The 6233-nt window shown below is 61.4% G+C and carries 8 protein-coding genes; 6 read left to right on the forward strand and 2 right to left on the reverse strand.

Translation table 11 applies throughout. The features are described from left to right. Together apaG and PHT20_RS12335 are read right to left on the reverse strand one after the other, a co-directional pair. Complete coding sequence (gene apaG, locus PHT20_RS12330) at positions 1-402, reverse strand: Co2+/Mg2+ efflux protein ApaG (RefSeq protein ID WP_301020742.1); 402 nt, start codon at positions 400-402, stop codon at positions 1-3. Positions 403-517: 115 nt separating this feature from the next. Then, a complete protein-coding gene (locus PHT20_RS12335) occupies positions 518-979 on the reverse strand; it encodes a type II secretion system protein N (RefSeq protein WP_300088119.1) in 462 nt (153 codons plus the stop codon). A 765-nt stretch (positions 980-1744) separates the two neighbouring features. On the opposite strand from PHT20_RS12335, the gene gspG reads away from it, so the two are divergent. From gspG to gspL, 6 genes are all read left to right on the forward strand, one after another. After that, positions 1745-2188 (forward strand): type II secretion system major pseudopilin GspG, encoded by a 444-nt coding sequence (gspG, locus tag PHT20_RS12340; protein WP_301020743.1) that lies wholly within the window; start codon positions 1745-1747, stop codon positions 2186-2188. After that, a complete protein-coding gene (locus PHT20_RS12345; RefSeq protein WP_301020744.1) occupies positions 2188-2661 on the forward strand; it encodes a prepilin-type N-terminal cleavage/methylation domain-containing protein in 474 nt (157 codons plus the stop codon). Before gspG ends, PHT20_RS12345 begins: the two co-directional genes overlap by 1 nt. Positions 2662-2669: 8 nt before the next feature. After that, on the forward strand, positions 2670-3041 hold the full coding sequence (gene gspI / locus PHT20_RS12350; RefSeq protein ID WP_301020750.1) for a type II secretion system minor pseudopilin GspI: 372 nt from the start codon (positions 2670-2672) through the stop codon (positions 3039-3041). Beyond that, positions 3041-3721, forward strand: coding sequence for a prepilin-type N-terminal cleavage/methylation domain-containing protein (locus tag PHT20_RS12355; protein ID WP_301020745.1), 681 nt, complete (start codon positions 3041-3043; stop codon positions 3719-3721). The genes gspI and PHT20_RS12355 overlap by 1 nt, the downstream gene beginning before the upstream one ends. Continuing rightward, complete coding sequence (gspK, locus tag PHT20_RS12360) at positions 3718-4719, forward strand: type II secretion system minor pseudopilin GspK (RefSeq protein WP_301020746.1); 1002 nt, start codon at positions 3718-3720, stop codon at positions 4717-4719. Before PHT20_RS12355 ends, gspK begins: the two co-directional genes overlap by 4 nt. 141 nt (positions 4720-4860) lie before the next feature. Then, a complete protein-coding gene (gene gspL / locus PHT20_RS12365) occupies positions 4861-6132 on the forward strand; it encodes a type II secretion system protein GspL (protein ID WP_301020747.1) in 1272 nt (423 codons plus the stop codon). The last annotated feature ends 101 nt before the right edge of the window (positions 6133-6233 follow it).

Consider the following 6233-nt stretch of genomic DNA (forward strand, 5'->3'; position numbering starts at 1 on the left):
TCAGTGAAGTGTGGGTTTGTCGCCGTGTTCGCTCAAGCCATCGAGCACAAACATGGGCACATCCACCTCAAATTTGTCAGCGTTTTCACTGACACAAAAGAAACTGCCGTGCATGGTGCCGGTGGGCGTGCGCAGCCGGGTGCCGCTGGTGTATTCAAAAGATTCACCGGGCTGCAGCAACGGCTGATGCCCCACCACACCCAAGCCTTTGACCTTTTCATTGCGGCCATGGGCATCATTGACATTCCAGCTGCGCGAAATCACTTGCGCAGCCAGCTGCCCGGTGTTGCGAATGGTGATGGTGTAGGCAAAAAAATACAAATCTTGCGACGGGTCCGACTGTGCGGCCAGGTAGCGTGGTTTGACTTGTATATGGAGTTGATAAGGTGGGTTGGTGTGCATGGGGGTGATGCTAAAGGGCAATGTGACTTAGACCGTGCCGGTGGTTGCCAGTTGCCACACACGCTCCATGTTTTTGCATGCATGCGCAAGGCAGTGGGTATTGCTTTACAAGCCCTTAGCGTGCAGTGGGCGGCACAGGTAATTTCAGTGTCAGATTTGTCGCGGTGTTGTCGGTAGCACCCAGCTCAACACTGCGGCTGTGTACCGACAAGAGCATCATGTCCGGCGCGACCAGCTCACCCACCCGGTAGGGTTTGGCGGGTTTGTCACCGGTGGCAATCAAGGCCCGCCCATGGTCTTGCCCCTGGGCAATCACGCCCAGTAATTTGAAGGTGCTGCTGGTTTGGGTTGTCGAGGCAGCCAGGCTGGGTGCGTAATCAGATGTGCGCTCCCCCAGCAACTGCGCCAGCTTGGCGGTGTTGATGACGTTTGGCGCTTGCGGTGGGGTGGCAGTTTTCACGGTTGCGCTTGAGTTGCTCATTTTCAACACCCAAAACACAGCACAGGCTGCAGTCAAGGCACAGAGCACAAAAGAGATCAGGCGTGGTGGCCAATGTTCGGCAAGTTTGAGATTCATGCTGACATTATCCAAAATTGGTTGACTGTGGGTTCTGGTTCATCTTCATCTTATGGTACCCAATGGACTGACTTCTATCGGACTAGGGCACAGGTGCGGTTCAAGCTGTTGTGCTGGATGGCGTTCAGGGTGAAACACGGCAGGGCGACTGGGTCAGGGGCGTGCGGTTTTGGGGTTAAAGCACGCGCGGGGCTGACGGATCAGTGTGCCAACACCTTCTTCGCGCGCATTTCACCCCAAAGCCCGGTCCCCTGACCCAATCACCCTACCTCACTTGGTTTGGACTCAGATATTTATAAGAAAACAGCTTGTAGACCATGTATGGCATGCATAAGCAGCTACTATTTTTGTTATGACTGTGACTACGGCATACAGCCCTACCTCGATCAATCAGCCTCCACTGTGGTCTTCAACCCCATGCCGCATCCACACAGATAAGGCGTGGTGGTTGGGTCAGGTGACCGGGCTTTGGGGGTAAATGCGCGCGCAAGTGGTGTTGGGCTTAATGAACCATCAGCCCCGCGCGTGCTTTACCCCCAAAACCGCATGCACCTGACACAGCCGCCGCGCCGTGCCAGAGCCACCAAAACAACAACAGCGTCAGAGTAACCACAACAGCATCCGAGCCAGCATCCCTATAACAAACCGCGACACCAAAGACACCGCACCCTCAGGCGCTGCAACATTCAGTCTCTAACGCGTTTCTGGCTAAACTCAGTCACGCATTTTTAGTGCTCATGCTTATTTGGGGAAGATATCAACACCATGAACTCTGGTTTCACTCACTTTTCTCGCCGCCTGCAACGCGGTTTTACCTTGATCGAACTCATGGTGGTGCTGCTCATCATTGGTGTGCTGGCCGCACTCATCGTGCCCAACGTGCTAGACCGCGCCGACGATGCCCGTGTCACGGCCGCCAAGACCGATGTCACCAACCTGATGCAAGCCCTGAAACTTTACAAGTTAGACAACCAGCGTTACCCCACAGCCGAGCAAGGCCTGCAAGCGCTGCTGGTCAAGCCCACGGCGGCGCCGCTGCCAGGCAACTGGAAAACTTACCTCGATCAACTGCCCAAAGACCCTTGGGGACAGGCCTATGTGTACCTGAACCCTGGCATCAAAGGCGAGGTCGACGTGATGTCTTACGGTGCCGACGGCCAGCCCGGTGGTGACGGCAAAAACGCTGACGTAGGCAGCTGGCAACCCTGATGCAGGTGCGCCCGGCAAGCGGCTTCACGCTGCTTGAATTGCTGGTGGTGCTGGCCATTGTGGCCATCGGCTCTGCCGGTGTTGGTTTTGCCATGCGTGATGGCACACAGAGCCAGCTTGAGCGTGAAGCCTTGCGCTTGTCGGCGCTGCTGGAGTCGGCCAGGGCACGCTCGCAGCTCTCTGGCGTGCCGGTGCGCTGGCTGCCGCAGGCCAACGGTTTTCGCTTTGAAGGCTTGCCCCCTTTGGCCGACCCGCAAGCCAACCTGCCCACCGCCTGGCTGGATGCCGACACCCGTGCCAGTGTCGAAACAGCTGCTTCGTCAATTCGTGGAGAACCTGCACCCCTGCTGCTGGGATCTGACCCCATCATTGCGCCCCAAGTGGTGGTTTTGGCCTCGCGCAGCCAGCCGAGCAAAACCTTGCGTTTGGCCACCGACGGCGTGCGCCCCTTTGCCGTGCAGGTGCTGCCTTGAGCCCCTGGATGGCTGTGCCCATGGTGCGGCGGCAGGCCGGCTTCACGCTGGTTGAAGTGTTGGTGGCGTTGGGCATTGTGGCCATTGCACTGACTGCGGGTCTGCAAGCCACCGGTGCCATGACGCGCCACGCCTTGCGCCAGTCCGACATGCTGCTGGCTCAAATTTGCGCTGAAAACGCCTTGGTCAAGGTGCGACTGGCGCGTCAACTACCGAGCGTGGGTGACAGCACCGCGGCTTGTGAACAAGCTGGCCGCGATTTGACCGTGGCGCAAACCGTGCGCCCCACGCCCAACCCCAACTTTCGCCGAGTGGATGCCCAGGTGTTAGACGGTGAGGTGCCCATTTGGCGCGTCAGCACTGTGGTGGGGCGCTTCTGATGCGTTCTAAATGGCGTGGTTTCACCCTGATAGAACTGCTGGTGGCCATCAGCCTGATGGCGCTGATGGCGGTGCTGAGTTGGCGCGGGCTTGACGGCATCAGCCGGGCGCAAACCCAATTGGAGCAGCGCAGCGACGAGGTGCTGGCGCTGCAGGCCACGCTTGGGCAGTGGGGCGCTGACCTGGATGCCCTGGCCGAGCAGCCTGGCACCCCCAGCCTGGACTGGGATGGCCGCGCGCTGCGCCTGTTGCGCCACAGCAGCTCAGATGCCGGTGGCGGCTTGCAGGTGGTGGCCTGGGCACGTCGGTCAGAGAACGGCGAGGGCTATTGGCTGCGCTGGCATTCGCCCGAGTTGCGTACCCGCGGCGAGCTTGACCTGGCCTGGCAAACCGCCCAAGCTTGGGCGCAAACCCCCAGCGATGCGGATCGCCTGCGTGAAGTGCGCACCGTGGCCTTGGAGGCCTGGCAAATCTTTTTTTACCGTGGCAACGCCTGGACCAACCCGCTGTCCAGCGCCGGGGCAGCCCAAGCCACCGCGGGCAGTGCCGCCGCAGCGCCTGCCGCTGCCACCACCACGCCCGATGGCGTGCGCCTGGTGCTGACATTGCCAGGTGGCCATGCGCTCAGCGGCACGCTCACCCGTGACTGGGTGCGCCCGGTGTTAGGCGGTGCGCCATGAAAGCCCGGTTCAAGCGTTCCCCTGAGCATGGCGCGCATCGCCAGTGCGGCGCGGCCATTTTGATGGCCATGCTGACCGTGGTGCTGGTGGCCACTTTGGCCGCGGGCATGATGTGGCAGCAGTGGCGTGGGGTTGAGCTGGAGTCGGCGCAGCGCACACGGGTGCAATCGGCCTGGATACTGACCGGCGCGTTGGACTGGGCGCGGCTGATTTTGCGTGAAGATGCCCGCCAAGGCGGTGCTGATCACCTCTCTGAGCCCTGGGCTGTGCCACTGGAGTCGGCTCGCTTGTCGACCTTTTTGGCTGCCGAACGTGGCCAGGCGCTGGTGGCAGATGAAAACGACCCCGACCAAGAGGCTTTTTTGTCTGGTGCCATGCAAGACCTGCAAGCCCGCTTGAATGTGACCAACCTGGTCAATGCCAACCAGGTACACGCGCCCAGCCGTGACGCCTTTGTGCGTCTGTTCAAACACCTTCATTTGCCTGAGGCCGAGCTCGATGCCTTGGTGCAAGGCCTGCTGCAAGCCAGGGCGACAAGCCCCACCAGCAAGCCCAACGCCAAAGCCAGCTTGCTGCCGCACAGCGTGGCGCAACTGGCCTGGTTGGGGGTGTCGCCCAACACCTTGCAAGCGCTTGAGCCGTTTGTCACGCTGTTGCCGGTGCGCACCCCGGTCAACCTCAACACCGCGGCACCCGAGGTGCTGGCTGCGAGCGTGGCCGGGCTTGACATGGCGCAAGCCCGCCAGTGGGTGCAGTCGCGTGAGAACAAACCGTTTGACACCCTGATTGATGCCGAGCAGCGCCTGGCCAACCCACAATTGCATCTGGGTGCCGATCTGCACGGCATTGCGTCACGGTTTTTCAGCGTCACCGGGCAGTTGCGCATGGGCGCCACGGTGTTGCAAGAGCGCTCGGTGTTGCAGCGTGATGGGCTCAATGTCACCACTTTGAGCCGCAGCCGCGAAGTGGTGGCCATTGAGAGCACTCCCCTACAATGAAAACCAATCACCCTTCAGGTTTTTCGCCCTTTTTGACTGAGCTTGCAAGCCGCCTAGCCGCTCTGCGCCAGCTTAACCACCCCGTTCAGGGTGCAGCGGGTTCGTTGGGATGCTGAGTTGTGATGAATACTGATTGAAACCATGTCCACCTTGATCGTTTCCCTGCCGCTGGCTCCACTGGATGCAGCCACCCTGTTTGACCATGTGCTCACTGCCGATGGTCAAACGGTGCTGGCGCACGGCTGCGTGCCGTTGGCGCTGCTGCCCAGCGCGCATGACGAGGTGGTGGCCTTGGTGCCCGGCCAGGCGCTGTCGTGGCATGGGCTGCAATTGCCCACCGGCAGCTTGCCGCGCAGCCTGGGCGGCGAGCGCAGCAGTGGGCGCTTGCGCAGCATCTTGGACGGCATGCTTGAAGACCAGTTGCTTGACGAGCCCGCGCACCTGCATTTGGCACTGCAGCCTCAAGCCAGCACCACCGCACCCGTGTGGGTGGCCGCTTGTGACAAAGCTTGGCTCCAAGCGGCCTTGAACGCGTTGGCTCAAGCCGGCCATGCCGTCAACCGCATCGTGCCTGAATTCACCCCGCTAAGCCTGCAAGACACGCTGTGGGTGCTGGGGCAACCTGAGCAGCCGCTGTTGGCGGGTGGGCACCCTGCAGCCCAGGCACCTGACGGCGCCACCCCATTGCCCGCTGCGCCTCTGTTGGTGGGCTTGAACACGCACAGCCTGCTGTGGGTGCAAGGCGCTGGCGCGGCGGCAGATGCGGCCCGCCCGCCAGCGCTGTTGCTGGCTGAACCCGCGGTGGTGGCGCTGGCTGAGCGCCTGTTTCAGCGTCCCGCGCAAGTGGTGGCGCATGCTGAGCGCTTGTTGCAAGCCGCCCAATCCCCCTGGGACATGGCGCAGTTTGAGCTGGCGCACGCCGCCCGCGACCGGCGCTGGGCACGCCTGGCGCAGGGTTGGAGTCAATTTTTGCGTGCGCCGCAGTGGCGGGTGGCACGCCTGGCGCTGGTGGTGGGGTTGTTGGTGAACCTGATCGGCCTGAACGCTTACGCATTGCGTGAGCAAAGCGCCTTGAACGCCAAACGCCAGGCCGTGCGTGCCGTGCTGCAAGACACCTTTCCCAAAGTGCCAGTGGTGGTGGATGCGCCTTTGCAAATGGCACGCGAATTGGCCGCCTTGCAGCGTGCCACGGGGGCGGCAGCAGGCACCGACATGGAGACTATGTTGGCATCATTTTCGGCTGTAGCGCCCGTAGAATATGCACTAACAGCTATTGAATATGAAGCAAATGAATTGCGCTTGAAAGGCGCAGGTGGCAGCGGTGGCGCGCTTGAGCCGCAGCTCAAAGCCTTGGGCTTGCGTGCCACACGCCAAGGCGAGCAATGGCTGATCAGTGCCGGAGGCCAGCCATGAGCGCCTGGGCCGAGGTACAAAACCGCTGGCAAGCCTTGCCGCGGCGCGAGCAACGCCTGCTGTGGCTGGCGTTGGCAGTGGTGGGCTTGGCCATGCTGTGG

This window comes from Rhodoferax sp., from assembly GCF_028715765.1.
Taxonomy (GTDB): Bacteria; Pseudomonadota; Gammaproteobacteria; order Burkholderiales; family Burkholderiaceae_C; genus Rhodoferax.

Coding starts and splice junctions, on each gene's coding strand:
- apaG (WP_301020742.1), bottom strand. CDS start 402: ATGCACACCAACCCACCTTATCAACTCCATATACAAGTCAAACCACGC.
- PHT20_RS12335 (WP_300088119.1), bottom strand. CDS start 979: ATGAATCTCAAACTTGCCGAACATTGGCCACCACGCCTGATCTCTTTT.
- gspG (WP_301020743.1), top strand. CDS start 1,745: ATGAACTCTGGTTTCACTCACTTTTCTCGCCGCCTGCAACGCGGTTTT.
- PHT20_RS12345 (WP_301020744.1), top strand. CDS start 2,188: ATGCAGGTGCGCCCGGCAAGCGGCTTCACGCTGCTTGAATTGCTGGTG.
- gspI (WP_301020750.1), top strand. CDS start 2,670: ATGGCTGTGCCCATGGTGCGGCGGCAGGCCGGCTTCACGCTGGTTGAA.
- PHT20_RS12355 (WP_301020745.1), top strand. CDS start 3,041: ATGCGTTCTAAATGGCGTGGTTTCACCCTGATAGAACTGCTGGTGGCC.
- gspK (WP_301020746.1), top strand. CDS start 3,718: ATGAAAGCCCGGTTCAAGCGTTCCCCTGAGCATGGCGCGCATCGCCAG.
- gspL (WP_301020747.1), top strand. CDS start 4,861: ATGTCCACCTTGATCGTTTCCCTGCCGCTGGCTCCACTGGATGCAGCC.